Origin of the sequence: Enterobacter sp. EC_50 (genome assembly GCF_019584525.1) — a bacterium.
In the GTDB taxonomy this organism is placed as follows: domain Bacteria; phylum Pseudomonadota; class Gammaproteobacteria; order Enterobacterales; family Enterobacteriaceae; genus Enterobacter; species Enterobacter roggenkampii.
In genome coordinates this window covers 23,658-42,969 of the sequence record NZ_VDAF01000014.1, presented here as the reverse complement: position 1 = coordinate 42,969, position 19,312 = coordinate 23,658, and the positions used below count along the sequence as shown (strand labels likewise).

The following is a 19,312-nucleotide window of genomic DNA, read 5'->3' as shown; positions in this document are numbered from 1 at the left end:
TGATAACGAAGACGTCACGAATAATGACGAAGTAACGATTTACGGCATTCGGTCCCCTCTCCACTGCCTTGCAGCAGATGAAGGCCGATTCAATGTTCACGCAACACCAAAGTTGTTTCAGTCAACGGAGTATTACATGTCCAGAAGGCTTCGCAGAACCAAGATCGTAACCACCTTAGGCCCGGCCACCGATCGCGATAATAATCTCGAAAAAATTATCGCCGCCGGTGCCAACGTGGTGCGTATGAACTTCTCTCACGGTACGCCAGAAGACCATAAATTACGTGCCGATAAAGTGCGTGAAATCGCAGCCAAACTGGGCCGCCACGTTGCTATCCTCGGCGATTTGCAGGGTCCAAAAATTCGTGTCTCCACCTTTAAAGAGGGGAAAGTTTTCCTCAATATCGGCGACAAATTCCTGCTGGATGCCAACCTGGGCAAAGGCGAAGGCGATAAAGAGAAAGTCGGTATCGACTATAAAGGCCTCCCGGCTGACGTCGTACCTGGCGATATCCTGCTGCTTGATGACGGCCGCGTACAGCTGAAAGTGCTGGAAGTTCAAGGCATGAAAGTGTTCACCGAAGTTACCGTCGGCGGCCCGCTCTCCAACAATAAAGGCATCAACAAACTGGGCGGCGGCCTCTCTGCAGAGGCGCTCACCGATAAAGACAAAGCGGACATCGTGACGGCTGCGCTGATCGGCGTTGATTACCTGGCTGTCTCCTTCCCGCGCTGCGGCGAAGATCTGAACTATGCGCGTCGCCTGGCACGCGATGCAGGCTGCGATGCCAAAATCGTCGCCAAAGTTGAGCGTGCGGAAGCCGTTTGCGATCAGGATGCCATGGACGACGTGATCCTCGCGTCAGACGTGGTGATGGTTGCGCGCGGCGACCTGGGTGTGGAAATCGGCGACCCTGAGCTGGTCGGTATTCAAAAAGCCCTGATTCGTCGCGCACGTCAGCTGAACCGCGCGGTGATCACCGCCACTCAGATGATGGAATCGATGATCACTAACCCGATGCCAACCCGTGCCGAAGTCATGGACGTGGCAAACGCCGTGCTTGACGGAACCGATGCGGTGATGCTCTCCGCAGAAACCGCAGCGGGCCAGTATCCGGCAGAAACCGTGGCCGCCATGGCACGTGTTTGCCTGGGTGCTGAAAAGATCCCAAGCATCAACGTCTCTAAACACCGTCTGGACGTGCAGTTCGACAACGTGGAAGAAGCGATTGCGATGTCGGCAATGTATGCGGCAAACCATCTGAAGGGCGTTACCGCGATCATCACCATGACCGAATCTGGCCGCACCGCGCTGATGACCTCGCGTATCAGCTCGGGTCTGCCGATCTTCGCCATGTCCCGTCACGAACGTACGCTGAACCTGACGGCGCTGTACCGCGGCGTGACGCCGGTACACTTCGACAGCACCAATGACGGCGTGGCCGCGGCGCACGATGCCGTAAACCTGCTGCGCGACAAAGGCTATCTGGTCTCTGGTGATATCGTCATTGTGACCCAGGGCGATGTGATGAGCACCATCGGCTCAACCAACACCACGCGCGTTATGACCGTCGAGTAATAACGTCTCTGTTAAAAAGCCCTCTCCAGATGGAGAGGGCTTTTTTTATTTCGTTGGATAAAGCTCTTTGCGTTTATACGGCTCTTTTTCACCCGGCTTACGCGTTTTAAGCAGCTTCAGGATCCACGTGTACTGCTCGGCATGGGGCCCTACCAGGATCTCCACCTCTTCGTTCATCCGACGGGCAATGGTGTGGTCGTCAGCGGTCAGCAGATCGTCCATCGGCGGACGAACCTCAATGCTCAGGCGATGCGTTTTGCCGTCATAGACCGGGAACAGCGGGATCACGCGGGCACGACACACTTTCATCAGGCGGCCAATCGCAGGCAGCGTCGCTTTATAGGTCGCAAAGAAATCGACAAACTCGCTGTGCTCGGGGCCGTGGTCCTGATCCGGCAAATAGTAGCCCCAGTACCCCTGGCGTACCGACTGAATGAACGGCTTAATGCCATCGTTGCGCGCATGCAGGCGTCCGCCAAAACGACGACGCACCGTATTCCAGACAAAATCGAAGATTTTATTGCCCTGGTTATGGAACATTGCCGCCATCTTCTGGCCCTGAGAGGCCATCAGCATCGCCGGAATATCAACGCCCCAGCCGTGTGGGACAAGGAAAATGACTTTCTCGTCATTGCGGCGCATCTCCTCAATGATATCCAGCCCTTTCCAGTCAACGCGATCGACAATTTTCTCCGGTCCTTTCAGCGCCAGCTCCGCCATCATCGCCATGGCCTGCGGTGCGGTGGTATACATCTCATCAATGATTGCCTCGCGCTCGGCGTCGCTCTTTTCAGGAAAACAGTAATAGAGATTGATCTGCGCGCGACGGCGGGCACTCTTGCCTAAGCGCCCGGCAAGACGGCCAATTTTACCCAGAACAGGATCGCGGACGGAAGCCGGCAGCAACGCTATCCCCGCAAAGGCGTAGACACCGAGCCAGGCGCCCCAGTTGCGCGGATGGCGGAAGGATTTTTCAAACTCAGGAATGTATTCAATATTGTTTTTTTGGGTTTCCATGCTGGATCCAGGGTCTGATGACGCAAAATTAATTCAGATAGTGTAGCGAGGCAGTCGTCCGCGCACAAAAGAAAAAGCCGGCGTCAGGGTGCGCCGGCTTTTTTAACAAAAACAGAGGGCTTAGTCTAAGCTCAGCTGCGGCAATACCTCTTTCACCTGCGCCAGGTAATCCGTACGATCTTTACCCGTCAGGCCTTCGGTGCGCGGCAGTTTCGCCGTCAGCGGGTTCACGGCCTGCTGGTTGATCCACACTTCGTAGTGCAGGTGCGGGCCGGTAGAACGACCGGTATTACCGGAGATCGCAATACGGTCACCACGCTTCACCTTTTGTCCTGGTTTAACCAGCAGCTTACGCAGGTGCATATAGCGGGTCGTATACGTGCGACCATGACGTACCGCAACATAATATCCGGCTGCGCCGCTACGTTTGGCCACCACCACTTCGCCATCCCCAACCGCGAGTACCGGTGTGCCCTGCGGCATAGCAAAGTCAACGCCACGGTGCGGTGCGACGCGTCCGGTGACCGGGTTCAGACGACGCGGGTTAAAGTTGGAGGAGACGCGGAACTGTTTCGCCGTCGGGAAGCGCAGGAAGCCCTTTGCAAGGCCCGTACCGGTGCGGTCGTAGAACTTGCCGTCTTCGGCACGGATCGCGTAGTAATCTTTGCCCTCGGAGCGCAGACGCACGCCCAGCAGCTGGCTTTGCTCGCGCTTGCCGTCCAGCATTTCGCGGGACATCAGGACGGAAAACTCATCGCCTTTTTTCAGCTTGCGGAAATCCATCTGCCACTGCATGGCTTTGATCACCGAACTGATTTCAGCGCTGGTCAACCCTGCGTCGCGCGCGCTGGAGACAAAGCTTGCGCCCACGGTGCCTTTGAGAACGCTGTTGACCCAGTCGCCCTTCTGCATTTCGCTGGTCATTTTGAAACCGGTTGCCGTGCGATCGTAGGTGCGGGTTTCACGGCGGGACATTTCCCAGGTCAGACGCTGGAGATCGCCATCGGCCGTTAACGTCCAGGAGAGCTGTTGCCCAATTTTCAGGTTGCGAAGATCTTTATCTGCCGCCGCCAGCTGGCTGATATTGCCCATGTCGATGCCGTACTGGTTCAGCACGCTGCTCAGCGTGTCCCCGGTAGAAACTACATATTCGTGGATACCCGCTTCATTCTCGGTTTTATCGTCCAGTTCATCCTGTGGAATGGCTTCATCTTCCTGAGCCGACTGGTCGATAGGCTCACTGGCTTCAGGCAGCAAAGAGCGGATTTCGCTCTTTTCAAGCTCGATGGTTTTGATGATAGGGGCAGAACTCGGGTGGTAAACATAGGGCCGCCAGACGGCGACCGCTAAGGTGAGTACTGTAAGCGACCCCAGCATGACGCGGTGGGGTCGAGGCAGATTGTTAAATGCCAGGGCGACAGAGCGGGCTATCTGTTGCACGTATTCACTTCCTCGTTAATCTCCTTTCAGGCAGCTCGCATACTGGTTCGCCAGTTGGCTGAGGAACTGCGAATAGCTCGCTTTGCTCAACTGGATATTCGTTCCTAGCGGGTCAAGGGTCCCCATGCGCACGGATGTCCCCCTGGCCACGGCTTCTACGACCGCTGGCCTGAACTGTGGCTCAGCAAAAACGCATGTCGCTTTTTGCTCAACCAGCTGTGTTCTGATTTCATGTAAACGCTGCGCACCAGGTTGAATTTCAGGGTTGACGGTAAAGTGACCCAACGGGGTCAAACCGTAGTGTTTTTCGTAATAGCCGTAGGCGTCATGAAAAACGAAATACCCTTTTCCTTTCAACGGTGCGAGCTCATTACCTACCTGCTTATCGGTTGCGGCTAATTGTGCCTCAAAATCTTTCAGGTTGGCGTCTAGTTTGGCTCGACTTTGCGGCATAAGTTCCACTAATTTGTCATGGATTGCAACCGCTGAAAGCCGCGCTATCTCTGGGGATAACCAAAGATGCATGTTGTACTCGCCGTGATGGTGATCTCCATCACCTTTTTCACCGTCGGCAGTATGATGGTCATGTTCATCGCCGTCGTCATCCGTGCCTTTCATGAGTAACGGTTTCACGCCTGGGAGGGCGGCAATCGCGACCTGTTTTTCGCCCGCCACCTGTTTTGCTGACTTCTGCATAAACGCTTCCATTTCCGGACCAATCCAGACAACTAAGTCCGCGTTTTGTAAGCGTTTTACGTCTGAAGGGCGCAGGGAGTAGTCATGCTCGGATGCACCATCCGGGAGCAGAACCTGAGTTTCTGTTACTCCGTCAGCAATGGCTGACGCGATAAACCCGAGTGGTTTAAGCGAAGCGACAACCGCAGCGTTAACATCTTGTGCGGTTGTACCCCAAAGGGCAGCGGATAATGCTGCGAAAAGAAGCGTATTTTTATGTAACATAATGCGACTAATCATCGTAGTGAATGCGTGGAATGTGATATTATAACATTCGTTGACTTCTTCAAGCTTAAAATGACATGACGACATTGGTTTCTCTTGAAAATATTTCGGTCTCATTTGGCCAGCGCCGCGTCCTTTCTGACGTGTCGCTCGATCTGAAGCCTGGCAAAATTCTGACGCTGCTCGGCCCCAATGGCGCAGGCAAATCCACCCTAGTTCGCGTGGTGCTGGGTCTGGTCGCACCCGATGAAGGCGTGATCACGCGTGAGGAAAAATTGCGTATCGGCTATGTGCCGCAAAAACTGCACCTTGACGCCACGCTGCCGCTGACGGTGAGCCGTTTCCTGCACCTGCGCCCCGGCACGCGGAAAGCCGATATTCTTCCGGCGCTGAAGCGCGTGCAGGCAGGCCATCTTGTCGATGCGCCGCTGCAAAAACTGTCCGGCGGTGAAACGCAGCGCGTATTACTTGCCCGTGCGTTGCTCAGCAGCCCGCAGCTGCTGGTGCTGGATGAGCCGACGCAGGGGGTCGACGTCAACGGCCAGGTCGCGCTGTACGATCTTATTGACCAGCTGCGTCAGGAACTGAACTGCGCGGTACTGATGGTATCCCACGACCTGCATCTGGTGATGGCAAAAACTGATGAAGTGCTGTGTCTCAACCACCATATCTGCTGCTCCGGCACGCCTGAAGTGGTCTCCATGCACCCGGAATTTATCTCCATGTTCGGCCCTCGCGGCGCTGAACAGCTCGGCATCTATCGCCATCATCATAATCACCGCCATGATTTGCAGGGACGAATCGTTCTGCGTCGGGGAAATGGACACTCATGATTGAACTGTTACTGCCCGGCTGGCTGGCCGGGATTATGCTTGCCTGCGCCGCGGGTCCACTCGGCTCGTTTGTGGTGTGGCGCAGAATGTCTTACTTCGGCGATACCCTGGCGCACGCGTCCCTGCTGGGCGTGGCTTTTGGCCTGCTGCTGAACGTCAACCCGTTCTATGCGGTGATTGTGGTCACGCTGCTGCTGGCGGCCGGTCTGGTCTGGCTGGAAAAACGCCCCCACCTCGCCATTGATACGCTGCTTGGCATCATGGCGCACAGCGCCCTGTCGCTGGGTCTGGTGGTGGTCAGCCTGATGTCCAATATCCGCGTGGATCTGATGGCCTACCTGTTCGGTGACCTGCTGGCCGTGACGCCGGACGATCTGATCGCCATTGCTATCGGCGTGGTTGTAGTCCTGGGGATTTTGCTCTGGCAATGGCGTAATTTACTGGCGATGACCGTCAGCCCGGATCTGGCATTTGTCGACGGCGTGAAGCTGCAGCGCGTGAAGCTGCTGCTGATGCTGGTGACGGCGTTAACCATTGGTGTGGCGATGAAGTTCGTCGGCGCGCTGATTATCACCTCGCTGCTGATCATCCCTGCGGCTACGGCGCGTCGTTTTGCCCGTACGCCGGAGCAGATGGCCGGTGTCGCCGTAATTATCGGGATGATTGCGGTAACGGGTGGGCTAACCTTCTCGGCGTTCTATGACACGCCTGCGGGGCCGTCCGTGGTGCTGAGTGCGGCGGTGCTGTTTATCTTCAGTATGATGAAGAAGACCGCGCAGTAGCGGGTATGTCCCCGGAGGCGCTTCGCTTACCGGGGCGACAAATTATCGCTGCTTACGGCATTGCCGGTGGCGTAATGCCGAAATGATTCCACGCCCGCACCGTGGCCATACGTCCACGCGGGGTGCGCTGCAGGAAGCCCTGCTGGATCAGATACGGTTCAAGCACGTCCTCAATGGTTTCACGCTCTTCCCCGATTGCTGCCGCCAGGTTATCCAGCCCGACCGGGCCACCAAAGAACTTGTCCAGCACCGCCAGCAGCAGCTTGCGGTCCATGTAGTCAAAACCTTCGGCATCGACGTTCAGCATATCCAGCGCCTGCGCGGCGATCTCAGCGGAGATCGAACCGTTGTGCTTCACCTCAGCAAAGTCACGCACGCGGCGCAGCAGGCGGTTGGCGATACGCGGCGTACCGCGGGAACGCTTCGCCACTTCAAACGCCCCCTCTTCGCTCATCTCCAGCCCCATATAGCGGGCGCTGCGGCCAACGATGTGCTGGAGATCGGCCACCTGGTAAAACTCCAGACGCTGCACGATACCGAAGCGGTCGCGCAGTGGAGAGGTCAACGACCCGGCTCGCGTCGTTGCGCCAATCAGGGTAAACGGCGGCAGATCGATTTTGATGGAGCGCGCAGCCGGACCTTCACCGATCATGATATCCAGCTGATAATCTTCCATCGCCGGATAGAGCACCTCTTCCACCACCGGTGACAGGCGGTGGATCTCATCGATAAACAGCACGTCATGCGGTTCGAGGTTGGTCAGCATGGCCGCCAAATCGCCCGCCTTCTCCAGCACCGGGCCGGAGGTGGTGCGCAGGTTAACGCCCATTTCATTAGCGACGATATTCGCCAGGGTGGTTTTGCCTAAACCCGGCGGGCCAAAAATCAGCAGGTGATCGAGCGCATCGCCGCGCAGCTTTGCCGCCTGGATAAAAATCTCCATCTGGGAACGAACCTGCGGCTGGCCAATGTACTCATCAAGCAGTTTTGGGCGAATCGCGCGATCCACCACATCCTCTGCCTGAACAGTGCCTGCCGAAACCAGGCGGTCTGCTTCAATCATCCTTTACCTCACAATGCAGCGCGCAGCGCTTCACGAATCAGGGTTTCACTGCTGGCGTCCGGTTTGGCAATTTTACTTACCATGCGGCTGGCCTCCTGAGGTTTATAGCCCAGTGCCACCAGCGCGGCAACCGCTTCCTGCTCCGCGTCATCATCCGCCGCAGGCGCACCTGGCGAGGTCAGTACCAGATCGGCCGCCGGCGTGAAGAGATCGCCATGCAGGCCTTTAAAGCGGTCTTTCATCTCGACAATCAGGCGTTCTGCCGTTTTCTTACCGATGCCAGGAAGCTTAATCAGCGCCGCAGGATCTTCACGCTCAACGGCATTCACAAACTGTGGTGCAGACATGCCGGATAAGATCGCCAGCGCCAGCTTCGGCCCGACGCCGTTGGTTTTAATCAGCTCGCGGAACAGGGTGCGTTCCTGTTTGTTGTTGAAGCCGTACAGCAGCTGAGCATCTTCACGCACCACAAACTGGGTAAAGACAATCGCCTCTTTGCCCGCGTCCGGCAGCTCGTAGAAGCAGGTCATCGGCATATGGACTTCATAGCCCACGCCACCCACTTCCAGCAGCACTAACGGGGGTTGTTTTTCAATGATGATGCCTCTGAGTCTGCCTATCACGTGACGCTCCTGCGTTCTGGAAGAAATTAACTGCCGACATAATAAAAAAAGGCTGGATAAACATCCAGCCTGATTTGTCATTATCGTAACCTGCCTCGCGCCAGATTGAGCCGCGATTCGCTCATTTGCATCGCGTTCTGGCTGACGTGACAGTGGGTAATCGCAATCGCCAGCGCATCGGCGGCGTCGGCCTGCGGGTTAGCAGGGAGCTTGAGCAGGGTCCGCACCATGTGCTGCACCTGACTTTTCTCCGCGCTACCGATGCCCACCACCGTTTGCTTAACCTGCCTTGCCGCGTATTCGAATACCGGCAAATCCTGGTTCACCGCAGCGACAATGGCCACCCCGCGCGCCTGACCGAGCTTTAGCGCCGAATCGGCATTTTTCGCCATAAAGACCTGCTCGATGGCGAAATAGTCCGGCTGAAACTGGGTGATGATCTCCGACACGCCCGCATAGATGAGCTTCAGGCGCGACGGCAGATCGTCAACTTTGGTGCGAATACAGCCACTGCCCAGGTAGGTTAACTGGCGTCCCACCTGACGGATAACGCCATAACCGGTGACGCGTGAGCCTGGGTCAATCCCGAGAATAATCGACATCACGCGTCTCCTGTAACGGGTTTACACGCTCTCATCAGAGAGTCGCTGCAACCTCATCAGAGATTTCACCGTTGTGATACACTTCCTGCACGTCGTCGCAGTCTTCGAGCATGTCGATCAGACGCAGCAGTTTTGGTGCCGTTTCTGCATCCATGTCCGCTTTGGTGGACGGGATCATGGAGACTTCAGCGTTGTCCGCTTTCAGGCCCGCCGCTTCCAGCGCATCGCGCACGGCACCCATCTCTTCCCAGGCGGTATAAACGTCGATAGCGCCGTCGTCGAAGGTCACTACGTCTTCCGCACCGGCTTCCAGCGCCGCTTCCATGATCGCATCTTCGTCGCCTTTCTCGAAGGAGATGACGCCTTTTTTGCTGAACAGGTAAGCAACAGAACCGTCAGTGCCCAGGTTGCCACCGGTTTTGGTGAACGCGTGGCGCACTTCCGCAACGGTACGGTTACGGTTGTCGGACAGGCACTCAACCATCACCGCCGTACCGCCAGGACCGTAACCTTCATAAATGATGGTTTCCATGTTCGCGTCTTCATCACCGCCCACGCCACGTGCGATAGCACGGTTCAGGGTGTCACGCGTCATGTTGTTAGACAGCGCTTTATCCACCGCCGCACGCAGACGTGGGTTAGAGGCCGGATCGCCGCCGCCCAGACGCGCTGCCGTCACCAGCTCGCGAATGATTTTGGTAAAGATCTTACCGCGCTTGGCATCCTGTGCCGCTTTGCGGTGTTTGGTGTTGGCCCACTTACTATGACCTGCCATAAAAATATCCTCAAAGAGCGCGCCTTTTCAGGCAGCGTTAATTACAAATTCTTCAATCGCCTGCCGGTTGCTCCACGACTTGGTCAGTGCGGCGGCATCCGCCGCATTCACCCAGCGGTAGGTCAGGTGTTCGGTAAACACGATCTCCCGTTCATGGGGAAGCGCGAGACAGAACCACGATTCCGTATTGCGCTCGGTACCCGGCGCGTAGCGATGACGTAAATGGCTAAAAATTTCGAACTCCACCGTGCGCTGACAGTCCTTCAGGGTCAGTTGCTCGCGGGCAACGTCAATGGCGACCTCTTCCTTTACTTCACGCGCGGCGGCCTGCGGCGCGGTTTCCCCCTCTTCCAGACTGCCGGTAACCGACTGCCAGAATTCAGGGTCATCGCGCCGCTGCAACATCAGCACCCGCTTCGTGTCTTCTGCATAAATGACCACCAGGACCGAAACGGGGAGCTTATATGTCATATCAGTTTTTCTCTTCCTTCTTCACCACCTCAATGCCCAGCTCAGCCAGTGCGGCCGGGTTGGCAAAGCTTGGCGCTTCGGTCATCAGACACGCTGCAGCAGTGGTTTTCGGGAAAGCGATAACATCACGGATGTTATCGGTGCCGGTCAGCAGCATGGTCAGACGGTCAAGACCGAAGGCCAGACCCGCGTGCGGAGGCGTACCGTATTTCAGCGCGTCCAGCAGGAAGCCGAATTTCTCGCGCTGCTCCTGCTCGTTGATGCCCAGGATGCCGAACACGGTCTGCTGCATTTCACCGCTGTGAATACGCACGGAGCCACCGCCCACTTCGTAGCCGTTGATGACCATATCGTAGGCGTTGGCGACGGCCTCTTCCGGTGCCGCTTTCAGCTCGGCAGCCGTCATGTCTTTCGGCGAGGTGAACGGGTGGTGCATCGCGGTCAGGCCGCCTTCACCGTCGTCTTCAAACATTGGGAAGTCGATAACCCACAGCGGCGCCCATTTGCTCTCGTCGGTCAGATTCAGGTCTTTACCGAGCTTCAGACGCAGCGCGCCCATCGCATCCGCAACGACTTTCTTGTTATCTGCACCGAAGAAGATCATGTCGCCGTCCTGCGCGCCGGTGCGCTCCAGGATCGCTTCCACGATGTCCGCGTTCAGGAATTTCGCAACCGGGCTGGTGATACCTTCCAGACCTTTCGCACGCTCGGTCACTTTAATATAGGCCAGACCTTTCGCGCCGTAGATCTTGATGAAATTGCCGTAGTCGTCGATCTGCTTACGGCTCAGAGCCGCTCCGCCCGGTACACGCAGCGCGGCTACGCGGCCTTTGGCGTCGTTAGCCGGACCCGCGAAGACCGCGAACTCCACGTTTTTAACCAGATCAGCTACGTCCACCAGCTCCATCGGGTTACGCAGGTCTGGTTTGTCAGAGCCATAGCGACGCTCGGCTTCCGCGAAGGTCATGATTGGGAAATCGCCCAGCTCAACGCCTTTCACGTCATTCCACAGGCTACGCACCAGGGCTTCCATCACTTCACGCACCTGCTCGGCGGTCATGAAGGAGGTTTCCACATCGATCTGGGTAAATTCAGGCTGGCGGTCAGCGCGCAGGTCTTCGTCGCGGAAGCATTTCACGATCTGATAGTAGCGATCGAAGCCGGACATCATCAGCAGCTGTTTGAACAGCTGTGGAGACTGTGGCAGCGCGTAGAATTTGCCTTTATGGACGCGGGATGGCACCAGGTAATCGCGCGCGCCTTCCGGCGTGGCTTTGGTCAGCATCGGTGTTTCGATATCGAGGAAACCGTGGTCATCCATAAAGCGACGCACCAGGCTGGTGATTTTCGCACGGGTTTTCAGGCGCTGAGCCATCTCCGGACGACGCAGATCCAGGTAGCGGTATTTCAGACGCGCTTCTTCAGTGTTGACGTGGTTGGAGTCCAGCGGCAGCGCTTCAGCACGGTTGATGATCGTCAGATCGGACGCCAGCACTTCAATGGCACCCGTCGCCATGTCGGCGTTAACGTTTTTCTCGTCACGCGCACGCACGGTGCCGGTGACCTGAATGCAGAACTCATTACGCAGCTCAGAGGCCAGCTTCAACGCATCTGCGCGATCCGGATCGAAGAACACCTGAACGATACCTTCGCGGTCGCGCATATCGATGAAGATAAGGCTACCAAGATCACGACGACGATTGACCCAACCACACAGGGTGACCTGCTGTCCGACGTGGGACTGACGCAGCTGCCCGCAATATTCTGTACGCATGAGATATCCCTTAATTAGCCGCAGGCTAAATGTCGCCTGGTATGCAGGCTACTATGTCGCAGCTTTCTGTATGTCACAACTGGATGAAAAAAGGCGGCTATTATACTGGAAATTCCGCCGGACGATAAGAGCGAACCACGGCCAGGCGGTCGTTTGCTGCACTCTTATTGCGCATTCTCACAAAAATTAACAAAATTATGCGACCAATAACAGGCCATCGCGTCGTATGGTGTGTGGAAGTGATTCATTTAACGGGAGTAACGATGTTAACCCTTGATGCCAGCAAAACCGCGCTTGTGGTGATTGATTTACAGGAAGGCATTTTGCCCTTCGCCGGTGGCCCGCATACCGCGGACGATGTGGTCAGCCGCGCCGCCCGCCTGGCGGAAAAATGCCGTGCCAGCGGTGCCCCGGTTGTCATGGTGCGCGTCGGCTGGTCTGCGGATTACGCAGAAGCGTTAAAACAGCCCGTTGATGCGCAGACTCCCGCCCGCGCCCTGCCGGAAAACTGGTGGACGTACCCGGTATCGCTCGGCAAACGCGACGGCGACATCGAAGTGACCAAACGTCAGTGGGGCGCCTTCTACGGCACCGATCTCGAGCTGCAGCTCCGCCGTCGCGGCATTGACACGATCATCCTGTGCGGCATTTCCACCAATATCGGCGTGGAGTCGACTGCCCGCAACGCGTGGGAGCTGGGCTTTAATCTGGTGATTGCCGAAGATGCGTGTAGCGCGGCCTCGGCGGAACAGCACCAGGGCAGCATGACCCATATCTTCCCGCGCATCGGTCGCGTGCGCAGCACGGACGAGATCCTTAGCGCGTTATGATGTATGTGGGCCTGCCCCAGTGGTCGCACCCGAAATGGGTGCGTCTGGGTATCACCAGCCTTGAGGAGTATGCCCGACACTTCAACTGCGTCGAGGGTAATACCACCCTGTATGCGCTCCCTAAAGCCGAGATTGTTGCACGCTGGCGGGAGCAAACAACCGACGACTTCCGCTTCTGCTTCAAGTTTCCGGCGACCATTTCTCACCAGGCCGCGCTGCGAAACTGCGGTGAGTTGACCGACGAATTCTTTGGCCGGATGGCGCCTCTGGCAAACCGCATCGGCCAGTACTGGCTGCAGCTTCCGGCCACGTTTGCTCCGCGCGACCTGCCTGCGCTCTGGCAGTTCCTGGATGCCCTGCCCCGGGAATTTACCTACGGCGTGGAGGTCCGACACCAGGACTTCTTTGCGAAAGGCGAAGCGGAAAAAGCGCTCAACCGCGGCCTGCTTGAGCGTTCCGTTAACCGGGTGATCCTCGATAGCCGTCCGGTGCACAGCGCGATACCGCATAACGAGGCCATCGTTGAAGCTCAGCGTAAAAAACCGAAAGTGCCGGTCCACGCCATCGTGACCGCGCAAAACCCAATGGTCAGGTTTATCGGCAGCGATAACATGCCGCAAAACCAGGCGATGTTCGCCGTCTGGCTGGAAAAACTGGCCTCGTGGGAACACACCACCACGCCGTATCTCTTTTTGCACACGCCGGATATTGCCCAGGCCCCCGAACTGGTCGATGCTCTGTGGCAGGCCTTGCAGGCTGCGGTGCCGTCCGTGGGCAGCGCCCCTTCCATCCCACAACAATCTTCTCTTTTCTGATATCACCCCCTATCATAGGGAAGTGCCATCTGCCAAAAACAGGGAGTTTGTATGGTCAGCGCGCTGTACGCGGTGTTAGGTGCATTACTGCTGATTAAGTTTTCATTTGACGTTGTGCGCCTCAGAACGCTCTACCGCGTTTCTTACGGTGACGGCGGCTTTTCCGAGCTGCAAAGCGCTATCCGCATTCACGGCAATGCGGTCGAATACATCCCCGCGGCCCTCATCCTGCTGCTGTTTATGGAGATGAATGGCGCAGAAACCTGGATGGTGCACATCTGTGGCCTGCTGCTTATCGCTGGCCGCCTGATGCATTATTACGGCTTTCACCACCGCTTAATCCGCTGGCGTCGTTCCGGCATGAGTGCAACCTGGTGTTCGCTTTTGCTGATGGTGCTGGCTAACCTGTGGTATATGCCGTGGGAGTTGGTTTTCTCCCTCCATTAGCGCACAATACGCCACTTTATTTTTCCCGGATTTTTACGTTATGTCAGATCGCGACACGCTTTTTTCCGCGCCTATCGCCAGCCTGGGCGACTGGACCTTCGATGAACGGGTAGCCGAAGTCTTCCCGGATATGATCCAGCGCTCTGTTCCCGGTTATTCCAATATTATCTCTATGATCGGCATGCTGGCTGAGCGCTTCGTTCAACCCGGCACGCAGGTTTATGACCTGGGCTGCTCGCTCGGCGCGGCAACGCTGTCGGTACGACGTAACGTTCATCACGAAGGCTGCCGAATCATTGCCGTGGATAACTCTCCGGCCATGGTGGAACGCTGCCGTCGCCATATTGACGCCTACAAAGCCCCTGTTCCGGTTGACGTGGTGGAAGGCGATATCCGTGAGATCGAGATCCAAAACGCCTCGATGGTGGTGCTGAATTTCACCCTGCAGTTCCTGGTGCCGGAAGAGCGCCAGCTGCTGCTGGACAAAATCTATCAGGGGCTGAATCCTGGCGGCGCGCTGGTGCTTTCGGAGAAATTCAGCTTTGAAGACGCCGAAGTTGGCGAGCTGCTGTTCAATATGCACCACGATTTCAAGCGTGCGAACGGCTACAGCGAGCTGGAGATCAGCCAGAAGCGTAGCATGCTCGAAAACGTGATGCTGACGGACTCCGTAGAAACCCACAAGGCGCGCCTGCGTCAGGCCGGATTTGAGCATAGCGAACTGTGGTTCCAGTGCTTCAACTTTGGTTCGCTGGTGGCGCTGAAAGCGGGGAAACCGGCATGATCGAGTTCAGTAACTTCTATCAGCTGATTGCCAAAAATCACCTCTCCCACTGGCTGGAGACGCTGCCTGCGCAGATTGCCGCCTGGCAGCGGGATCAGCAGCACGGTCTGTTAAAGCAGTGGTCAAATGCGGTGGAGTTTCTGCCGGAACTGACCCCGCATCGTCTGGATCTCCTGCACAGCGTCACCGCAGAGAGTGAAGAACCGCTTCCGCCAGGGCAGATCAACCGTATCGAAACGCTGATGCGCAACCTGATGCCGTGGCGCAAAGGGCCGTTCTCGCTGTACGGCGTGAACATCAATACCGAATGGCGCTCAGACTGGAAATGGGATCGCGTTCTGCCGCACCTTTCCGACCTGACCGGGCGCACCATTCTGGACGTGGGCTGCGGTAGCGGCTATCACATGTGGCGCATGATTGGCGCGGGCGCGCATCTGGTGGTTGGTATCGACCCGATGCAGCTGTTCCTGTGTCAGTTTGAAGCGGTACGTAAGCTGCTGGGTAACGACCAGCGCGCGCACCTGCTGCCGCTGGGTATTGAGCAGCTGCCCGCACTGAAAGCCTTTGATACCGTGTTCTCCATGGGCGTGTTGTATCACCGCCGTTCCCCACTGGAGCACCTGTGGCAACTGAAAGATCAGCTGGTCAGCGGCGGCGAGCTGGTGCTGGAAACGCTGGTGATCGAAGGCGATGAACATGCCGTTCTGGTACCGGGCGATCGCTACGCGCAGATGCGCAACGTTTACTTCATCCCTTCCGCGCTGGCCCTGAAGAACTGGCTGGAGAAATGCGGATTTGTGGATGTGCGAATTGCCGATGTCAGCGTGACCTCTATCGAAGAGCAGCGCCGGACCGAGTGGATGATCACCGAATCGCTGGAGCAGTTCCTCGACCCGGCCGATCACAGCAAAACCATTGAAGGCTATCCGGCCCCGATGCGAGCGGTGTTGATTGCGACGAAGCCGTAGCCTGTTAGCCGGGTGGCGGCTGCGCCTTACCCGGCCTACTCCCGATTTTCCAGATCCGGTAAGCGAAGCGCTACCGGGCGCAGGCGAAAAAAAGGCCCCTGTTGAAATTGCAGGGGCCTGGTACAAGCAAGCATCATATTGGGCGACATGATGCGCGGTAAAAATCGGTACGTTGCTACACGTGATAGCGCTCAATCAGCGACTTCATTTCCGCAACCGACTCTCCCTCTACGCCGTAGCGTGAATACTCATCCGCTTCAGCATCCGTCGACATAGACAATCCTGTATTGCGATAACGCATGGGTGACGGCATCCATTTGCCTGCCGAGCTGTGCAGCTCTTCTACCCCGGCGTTTAAAAACCGTTCCAGATTGCTGGCACGGACTCCCGCACCCGCCATTATTATTGGAACACCGGAATGTGCTTTTAGTTCCGTAATTAATTGCAGTCCTTTTTCAGCGGACGGCTGTTGACCCGATGTCAGAATGCGCGCCACGCCAAGTTCTCCAAGCGTTTCAAAGGCCTGAAGCGGATCTTTACACATATCAAATGCGCGATGAAAAGTGACGGCGAGCCCCTGCGCGGCGCTCATGACCTGACGCATGCGCGGGAGGTCGATATTGCCGTCTTCATCCAGCAGGCCGGTGACCAGCCCGGGGAACCCCAGGTCGCGCACGAGGGCGATATCATCAAGCATGGCACCGAACTCGCCCGTCGTGTAACAAAAATCACCGCCGCGTGGACGAATAATCGGGTGAACGGGAATCGTGACGGCCTGACGGGCAGCCTTCAGCACGCCGTAAGAAGGCGTCAGCCCGCCCTCTTTGGGTGCCGCACACAGTTCAATGCGGTCAGCCCCGTAATTTTGCGCGGTGACGGCACACTCCACGCTGTAACAGCAAATCTCCAGCAGCGCCATGTAATCCTCCTTAAATTCCACCAAACGCACCATCATGACATGCCGTCTGTTTTCAGTCCCGGCGGGAACTCACATCTCTTGCGCCTCACTGGCAACGATCTGCTCAATGGTCCAGGGATGAAACTTCACCGTGACCTGCCCGTCCGTGACGGCCAGCGTCGGGTTGGGTAACCGCTCGCGTTCGCCTTTGGGCGAACTGGTCTTCACAAAAATCCCCGGCTGGCTTAAGCCTTCGTCAGCTAACAGGGCCAGCGCGCGCGCGTTTAATGTTTCCGGCTCACCCGGCAGGACAATTTCAATGTGCTCCCACCCTTCGTGCGGATAGCGCTTCTCGCCCGGCCACGGCAGTTCAACCACGGTGAATTGCCAGTGGGCCACGTTCACCGGCTCACGCAGCCTGAACAGGCAGATGGGGCGACCGTTAATGATATTCTCGGACAGTAACTCGCCGCACTGTTCAAATCCGCGACGCCAGCGCTCTGCGGTAGCATTCTGATGGCAGCGCAAAGAGATGTGATCGGCCTCAAGCGGCGCGATATCCAGGCCGAGACGGGTGGCAAGTTCTGTGAACGCCTGGGTGAAGCGCGGTAAATCTGCGGAAATATCATGCAGTTCGTCAATGGATTGCCAGTTCGCCATAAGTCACTCTCTTTTCGTGTCGCAAAGCCGCTAATTTACTCTGTTGCTCTGTTTTGACCAACCGCAGAATCCGGCTTTTTACGACTGCATGTTTATGCACACCTTCTTAGCCTGGATTCTGAGCAATCTTCAGGCCCCGCGATGCTGACGGCAGAAGGCATTTGCAGTATACTCCCGCCCTAAATTCTCTAACTGGCGCGGGTGGTTGTGAGCCCGCATCAAAAAAGTAAGGTATCCAGGTGAATATTCAGGCTCTTCTCTCCGAAAAAGTCAGTCAGGCACTGATTGCCGCAGGCGCGCCTGCGGATTGCGAACCGCAGGTTCGTCAGTCAGCAAAAGTACAGTTTGGCGACTATCAGGCTAATGGCGTGATGGCAGTGGCTAAAAAACTGGGTATGCCGCCGCGACAGCTCGCTGAGCAGGTACTGACGCATCTGGATCTCGCCGGCATTGCCAGCAAAACCGAAATCGCCGGCCCAGGCTTTATCAACATCTTCCTTGAGCCTGCCTTCCTGGCAAGCCACGTTGACGCGGCGCTGAAATCCGATCGTCTGGGTGTTTCCCAGCCGGAAGCGCAGACCGTCGTGATCGACTACTCTGCCCCGAACGTGGCGAAAGAGATGCACGTTGGCCACCTGCGCTCCACCATCATCGGTGACGCCGCGGTGCGTACGCTCGAGTTCCTCGGTCACAAGGTGATCCGCGCGAACCACGTGGGCGATTGGGGTACCCAGTTCGGGATGCTGATTGCTTACCTGGAAAAACAGCAGCAGGAAAACGCGGGCGAAATGGCGCTGGCGGACCTGGAAGGGTTTTATCGCGAAGCCAAAAAGCACTATGACGAAGATGAAGCCTTTGCCGAGCGCGCGCGCAGCTACGTGGTAAAACTGCAGGGCGGCGATCAATACTTCCTCGAGATGTGGCGCAAGCTGGTTGACATCACCATGTCTCAGAACCAGCTTACCTATAACCGTCTGAACGTCACCCTGACCCGTGACGACGTGATGGGTGAAAGCCTGTATAACCCAATGCTGCCCGGCATTGTGGCGGACCTGAAAGCGAAAAACCTGGCGGTGGAGAGCGAAGGCGCAACGGTGGTGTTCCTTGATGAGTACAAAAACAAGGAAGGCGAACCGATGGGCGTGATCATCCAGAAAAAGGATGGCGGCTACCTCTACACCACGACCGACATTGCCTGTGCGAAATACCGTTATGAAACGCTGCACGCCGACCGCGTGCTGTACTACATCGACTCCCGTCAGCACCAGCACCTGATGCAGGCGTGGACCATCGTGCGTAAAGCCGGTTACGTACCGGACAGCGTTCCGCTGGAACACCACATGTTCGGCATGATGCTGGGTAAAGACGGCAAGCCGTTCAAAACCCGCGCGGGCGGGACCGTTAAGCTCTCCGACCTGCTGGACGAAGCGCTGGAACGCGCCCGTCGTCTGGTGGCCGAGAAGAATCCGGACATGCCGGCCGACGAGCTGGAAAAACTGGCGAACGCCGTGGGTATCGGTGCGGTGAAATACGCGGATCTCTCCAAGAACCGTACCACCGACTACATCTTCGACTGGGATAACATGCTGGCGTTTGAAGGCAACACGGCGCCGTACATGCAGTACGCTTACACCCGCGTGCTGTCGGTCTTCCGCAAAGCCAATATCGACGAAAGCGTGCTGGCGAATGCCACCGTGACCATCACGGAAGATCGTGAAGCGCAGCTGGCGGCGCGTCTGCTGCAGTTCGAAGAGACGCTGACCGTGGTCGCGCGTGACGGCACGCCGCACGTAATGTGTGCTTACCTGTACGATCTGGCGGGTCTGTTCTCCGGCTTCTACGAGCACTGCCCTATTCTCTCTGCGGAGAATGAATCGGTCCGCAACAGCCGCCTGAAGCTGGCGCAGCTGACGGCGAAGACCCTGAAGCTGGGTCTGGATACTCTGGGTATCGAAACCGTAGAACGTATGTAATACCAAAAACCCGGCAAT

20 protein-coding genes are annotated in these 19,312 nt (G+C 57.0%); 9 read left to right on the top strand and 11 right to left on the bottom strand.

Features of this window, described 5'->3' with window-relative positions; translation table 11 throughout:
* Nucleotides 1–136 precede the first annotated feature (136 nt).
* The gene (gene pyk, locus FHC48_RS13130) at nt 137–1,579 is read left to right on the top strand and encodes a pyruvate kinase (RefSeq protein ID WP_008500455.1); all 1,443 of its coding nucleotides are present in this window, start codon (nt 137–139) and stop codon (nt 1,577–1,579) included.
* 45 nt (nt 1,580–1,624) lie between these two features.
* On the opposite strand, the gene lpxM is transcribed toward pyk, so the two are convergent.
* From lpxM to znuA, 3 genes are all read right to left on the bottom strand, one after another.
* A complete protein-coding gene (gene lpxM, locus FHC48_RS13125; RefSeq protein WP_008500454.1) occupies nt 1,625–2,596 on the bottom strand; it encodes a lauroyl-Kdo(2)-lipid IV(A) myristoyltransferase in 972 nt (323 codons plus the stop codon).
* A gap of 120 nt (nt 2,597–2,716) precedes the next feature.
* Nucleotides 2,717–4,036, bottom strand: a complete 1,320-nt coding sequence (gene mepM, locus FHC48_RS13120; RefSeq protein ID WP_008500453.1) for a murein DD-endopeptidase MepM — start codon at nt 4,034–4,036, stop codon at nt 2,717–2,719.
* A gap of 15 nt (nt 4,037–4,051) precedes the next feature.
* A complete protein-coding gene (znuA, locus tag FHC48_RS13115) occupies nt 4,052–4,996 on the bottom strand; it encodes a zinc ABC transporter substrate-binding protein ZnuA (protein WP_059362308.1) in 945 nt (314 codons plus the stop codon).
* Between the two features lie 77 nt (nt 4,997–5,073).
* Between znuA and znuC the strand changes: the two genes are divergently transcribed.
* Together znuC and znuB are read left to right on the top strand one after the other, a co-directional pair.
* Nucleotides 5,074–5,829: a zinc ABC transporter ATP-binding protein ZnuC gene (gene znuC, locus FHC48_RS13110; RefSeq protein WP_059362254.1), complete on the top strand. Its 756-nt coding sequence runs from the start codon at nt 5,074–5,076 to the stop codon at nt 5,827–5,829.
* Nucleotides 5,826–6,611, top strand: a complete 786-nt coding sequence (gene znuB, locus FHC48_RS13105) for a zinc ABC transporter permease subunit ZnuB (RefSeq protein ID WP_021240439.1) — start codon at nt 5,826–5,828, stop codon at nt 6,609–6,611. The genes znuC and znuB overlap by 4 nt, the downstream gene beginning before the upstream one ends.
* A gap of 52 nt (nt 6,612–6,663) precedes the next feature.
* Here znuB and ruvB read toward each other — a convergent pair whose 3' ends face one another.
* The 6 genes from ruvB to aspS form a co-directional block, all read right to left on the bottom strand.
* The gene (ruvB, locus tag FHC48_RS13100; protein ID WP_008500449.1) at nt 6,664–7,674 is read right to left on the bottom strand and encodes a Holliday junction branch migration DNA helicase RuvB; all 1,011 of its coding nucleotides are present in this window, start codon (nt 7,672–7,674) and stop codon (nt 6,664–6,666) included.
* An 8-nt stretch (nt 7,675–7,682) separates the two neighbouring features.
* Entirely contained in the window at nt 7,683–8,297 is a 615-nt protein-coding gene (gene ruvA / locus FHC48_RS13095) for a Holliday junction branch migration protein RuvA (RefSeq protein WP_008500448.1), read from the bottom strand.
* A gap of 80 nt (nt 8,298–8,377) precedes the next feature.
* On the bottom strand, nt 8,378–8,899 hold the full coding sequence (ruvC, locus tag FHC48_RS13090) for a crossover junction endodeoxyribonuclease RuvC (RefSeq protein ID WP_003859749.1): 522 nt from the start codon (nt 8,897–8,899) through the stop codon (nt 8,378–8,380).
* Nucleotides 8,900–8,933: 34 nt separating this feature from the next.
* The gene (locus FHC48_RS13085) at nt 8,934–9,674 is read right to left on the bottom strand and encodes a YebC/PmpR family DNA-binding transcriptional regulator (protein ID WP_008500447.1); all 741 of its coding nucleotides are present in this window, start codon (nt 9,672–9,674) and stop codon (nt 8,934–8,936) included.
* Between the two features lie 27 nt (nt 9,675–9,701).
* Nucleotides 9,702–10,145, bottom strand: coding sequence for a dihydroneopterin triphosphate diphosphatase (gene nudB / locus FHC48_RS13080; RefSeq protein ID WP_008500446.1), 444 nt, complete (start codon nt 10,143–10,145; stop codon nt 9,702–9,704).
* Nucleotide 10,146: 1 nt separating this feature from the next.
* Nucleotides 10,147–11,919, bottom strand: coding sequence for an aspartate--tRNA ligase (aspS, locus tag FHC48_RS13075; RefSeq protein ID WP_008500445.1), 1,773 nt, complete (start codon nt 11,917–11,919; stop codon nt 10,147–10,149).
* A 263-nt stretch (nt 11,920–12,182) separates the two neighbouring features.
* Here aspS and FHC48_RS13070 point away from each other — a divergent pair, with 263 nt between their 5' ends.
* Genes FHC48_RS13070 through cmoB form a run of 5 tightly spaced genes read left to right on the top strand, consistent with a single transcriptional unit; the run spans nt 12,183 to nt 15,763 of the window.
* Nucleotides 12,183–12,749, top strand: a complete 567-nt coding sequence (locus FHC48_RS13070) for a hydrolase (RefSeq protein ID WP_023325521.1) — start codon at nt 12,183–12,185, stop codon at nt 12,747–12,749.
* On the top strand, nt 12,746–13,564 hold the full coding sequence (locus FHC48_RS13065; RefSeq protein ID WP_023293959.1) for a DUF72 domain-containing protein: 819 nt from the start codon (nt 12,746–12,748) through the stop codon (nt 13,562–13,564). The genes FHC48_RS13070 and FHC48_RS13065 overlap by 4 nt, the downstream gene beginning before the upstream one ends.
* A 51-nt stretch (nt 13,565–13,615) precedes the next feature.
* Nucleotides 13,616–14,011 (top strand): MAPEG family protein, encoded by a 396-nt coding sequence (locus tag FHC48_RS13060; protein ID WP_021240443.1) that lies wholly within the window; start codon nt 13,616–13,618, stop codon nt 14,009–14,011.
* Nucleotides 14,012–14,051: 40 nt separating this feature from the next.
* A complete protein-coding gene (gene cmoA / locus FHC48_RS13055; RefSeq protein ID WP_059362257.1) occupies nt 14,052–14,795 on the top strand; it encodes a carboxy-S-adenosyl-L-methionine synthase CmoA in 744 nt (247 codons plus the stop codon).
* The gene (gene cmoB / locus FHC48_RS13050) at nt 14,792–15,763 is read left to right on the top strand and encodes a tRNA 5-methoxyuridine(34)/uridine 5-oxyacetic acid(34) synthase CmoB (protein ID WP_025912287.1); all 972 of its coding nucleotides are present in this window, start codon (nt 14,792–14,794) and stop codon (nt 15,761–15,763) included. The genes cmoA and cmoB overlap by 4 nt, the downstream gene beginning before the upstream one ends.
* A 175-nt stretch (nt 15,764–15,938) precedes the next feature.
* Here cmoB and cutC read toward each other — a convergent pair whose 3' ends face one another.
* Entirely contained in the window at nt 15,939–16,682 is a 744-nt protein-coding gene (gene cutC / locus FHC48_RS13045) for a copper homeostasis protein CutC (protein ID WP_008500438.1), read from the bottom strand.
* A 69-nt stretch (nt 16,683–16,751) separates the two neighbouring features.
* Nucleotides 16,752–17,321: a VOC family protein gene (locus FHC48_RS13040; RefSeq protein ID WP_039266608.1), complete on the bottom strand. Its 570-nt coding sequence runs from the start codon at nt 17,319–17,321 to the stop codon at nt 16,752–16,754.
* A 239-nt stretch (nt 17,322–17,560) separates the two neighbouring features.
* Between FHC48_RS13040 and argS the strand changes: the two genes are divergently transcribed.
* A complete protein-coding gene (argS, locus tag FHC48_RS13035; protein WP_008500436.1) occupies nt 17,561–19,294 on the top strand; it encodes an arginine--tRNA ligase in 1,734 nt (577 codons plus the stop codon).
* Nucleotides 19,295–19,312 lie beyond the last annotated feature (18 nt).